This is a genomic window from Bartonella sp. AP331QHHD (assembly GCF_042195905.1).
Classification (GTDB): Bacteria; Pseudomonadota; Alphaproteobacteria; order Rhizobiales; family Rhizobiaceae; genus Bartonella.
In genome coordinates this window covers 1-3,245 of record NZ_JBHIPG010000048.1, presented here as the reverse complement: position 1 = coordinate 3,245, position 3,245 = coordinate 1, and the positions used below count along the sequence as shown (strand labels likewise).

At 40.6% G+C, this 3,245-nt stretch carries 2 protein-coding genes; both read right to left on the bottom strand.

Going from position 1 to position 3,245, the window contains the following annotated elements; genetic code table 11:
• The coding region (locus ACFIMS_RS05535) for a filamentous hemagglutinin N-terminal domain-containing protein (RefSeq protein WP_375696467.1) at window positions 1-605 on the bottom strand (605 nt) is incomplete at its 3' end.
• A 25-nt stretch (window positions 606-630) separates the two neighbouring features.
• Window positions 631-2,427, bottom strand: coding sequence for a ShlB/FhaC/HecB family hemolysin secretion/activation protein (locus tag ACFIMS_RS05530; protein WP_375696466.1), 1,797 nt, complete (start codon window positions 2,425-2,427; stop codon window positions 631-633).
• Between the last annotated feature and the right edge of the window lie 818 nt (window positions 2,428-3,245).

Genomic DNA, 3,245 nt, shown 5'->3' with positions numbered 1-3,245 from the left:
GCGCCAAAGGTAATATCCCCACCTCGCACCTCAAAGCCTTTCAAAAAACCGCTCGCATCAATTTCGGGTACACCTGTGGTTAAGGTCGCATGGGGTGTATTGATAAAGCCACAACCATCACAACTTATCCCATTGGGATTGGCTATAATCACATCGGCGGGGCTCCCAAAAACCTCTCCTGGACCATTCAAAGCACTGCGCTTGCTGCTGGTCACTTCATTTAAAATCACTTTCGCCGAACCGGTGAGGCGCAAATGCGGATTGCCCGGCATAATGCCCCCCAACTGCGATTGCCCCACTTCTTGCGCATGATTGTTCCAAATCACACCTGGATTTCCAATATTAAAATCGTTATATTTATTGTGTGATAAGCCCTTGCCATTGGGGGTAACAATATCAATCGAGGGAACCCCATTGGGCGCTGCTACTATATCTGGGCGATGGGCAGCATTCGCGTTAGGATCCACAGTAATTTGTGCCTGTAACACTGAAGGGGCTAACAAACAAGAAAAACCAAGTCCCCCAAATAAAACCTTTTTGAGCATCGTACTGGAGACTAAAACACCTAATAAAGCTGCTCTTTCTGCTCTCTTCTCATATCTCATACTTTAACTCCCCAATAAAAAATGCTTAAAGTTCCATTGTTAATGTCATAAAAAATGTTCCTGATTTTTTGTGCTTAACTGTGCTCCAAAAAATACTGGAATAACTGGCATCAAGAGAGACCATGCCTCCCGCAAGCTTGACACCTGCTGTCCAACCGGCAAGCTGGTCACTCTTAATCCCATACAAAGCTTGCGAAAACACACGCCCATAATCCAAACCAACATAAGGGCGAAGTTCACCAAAAACCTTTTTGAAGGTCGTGTGATTGCTCCACGGAATGGTGCGTAGCAACAAATCATTTCGGCTAAAAAAACCGTTATTGCCAAAAAGCAAACTCTCACGCGTGCCACGAACATTGGAAGCGCCCCCCAACGAAATCTGTTCAGCTCCCAATAAATTATGCGGTGAATATTGACCACTCAAAAGATTGCTCAGTATAAAGTCCAAGCTCCCTACCTTAAAAGGCGTCATGACACTAAGCGTACCAGTAAATTTGGCAAATTGTGGCTCCGCATCCCCTGCTCCTGGCGCATGTTTCTTTACTGAATGAAACAAAGGGAGCCCTTGCAAATAACTCACATCAAAGGTCCAAGTCCCCCCCAACATCTGGCGCGAATGCGAAATGCCAAAATTGGCGACACTATATTGACGGCTGCCCACTTCAATCTTATTGCCAAGAAGGTAATTGTTGGTTCTTTTATAAGAAAGGCCTAAATTCAAGGTTGTAAGGGAAACACTATCACGGTAAAGAACCCTGCTTGTACTGGCGTGTAACTCACTGGAATCCCCCGTCGTCTCAATATCGGTAAAATTGCCAGGGATTATGCTTTGGTAATTATAAACAGTGCCATTCAATCCAAAGGTCCAATAACCGTACGGAATACTCACACTCGCTGAAATGTTATTGCTATGTCCTTCTTGCTTGCTCCCACCCCAATAATCGGGCTCACTGCGTTGATAGTTAAAATCCCACGCATCATTCATCCCTAAAATATTTTCTACCCTCAAGCCCGCACTATAACGCGCATAACCCGTGGAGGCTTGTCCCATATTGTCATGAGAAACAGTAACCTTGAACATTTTATCGGGATGATTGTTAATATTGACAATGGTGCTGCCTTCTTCACGCCCTGGAAGAAGTTCGCTTTGAGCGTGCGCTGAACTCAAACGGTTGATCTGATCAAGCCCCTGTTCAATATCGCGCATGTTCAGAACATGACCTTGAAGCCCAGGAAAAGCACTCCATACAACATTATTATAACGAGACGCCGGTGAACCATTATAGTAAATATCTGAAAGCTTGCCCTCAACGACAACAAATTTGAGCGTCTTGCTGTTTTTGATATCTTGATCGGGAATATAAAAACGCGCCGTCACATAGCCTTGATCCAAATAAACTTTAGTTAACTTCTTGATTAAGAGCTGAATATCGACAAGACCGATACATCTTCCAACATAAGACTCTGTTACGGCTGATATAAAGCGCTTTTTGACATGATGCACTCCCTCAACAACAACAGCATGAATGGGAAAACATTGCTTCCCACCCAAAAGCATTTCTGGATTTTGCTCTGAAGGCGTCTTGATCCTTTTAGGCGTTAAAGACTGTAATTTCTCAATTCTTTCTAATTGCTGCTTTTCTGAATACCTACGAGAAAAATTATCTGTTGGGGAATGAAAAATAGCTGAGGAGCGCGCATAAACATTTACACCTGTAAACAAGCCAAAGAAAACAAAAATGGCACGAAAAATTCTCAAAAGAGAACTTTGGCGTAAAAATATCAATAACAATACAGATTGCCCCCGCTTTGCATTATTCATGAAGCACTCTTTAAAAGAACTTCATGGAACCGCTAATAAATCCACTCAAAACAGCCACTGCCCTATGACGCTTTTAACAAAAGCACATGCCTCTGTTACCAAAGAAAAGTGACACCCAAAACTGCTTTATTTTACAAAAACCACTTTATTTTAACTGCTGAAGATCTCTCCCCCACATTTCTATGGAAAAACCTCTAAACAAAACTGTTTAGCCCGTCAATGGTTAATACATCAATATCCCCAGTTTAATGCTACAATATATTTATCAATAATTAGAGATAAATTCACTCTCCAGCTCCTCTAAGCCACTCAACACGCATATAAACGAGACATCATCCTATCAAGCACATCCTGTCGTCAAAAACCATCATAGAAAACAATAAAGAAACCTCTTTTAAAACTTTCTACTCAAATAGGCAAAACTCTCTGTACAGCGCATTAAGCAACCTTTCTCCAAAGATAATGATCTAAGTGACCTTATCAGAAGAGTTTTGTCAGTCTTGTCAGTTAATTCTAGCTCCTATATTATTTTTTTAAATGAGAAAAAATTAAAAACATTATATTTCAATAGGTTAGTATTTTAACGATACAACCTATATCGACAATACAACCTTAAATACAATCAATAATATATATTTGTCAGTTTGTGTCTGTAAATTGAACTAACAAACTAGATTATTTTAGTGATTCATAAAACCTATCAAAATAATCATTATGATATTTTAAAAGCACATGCTTCATTTGTCTTTTTTCCATAAAATAAACAGCAAATTTCACTACTTTGCTGATCTTATCCTATGCCATGGGCTGTGGATAAG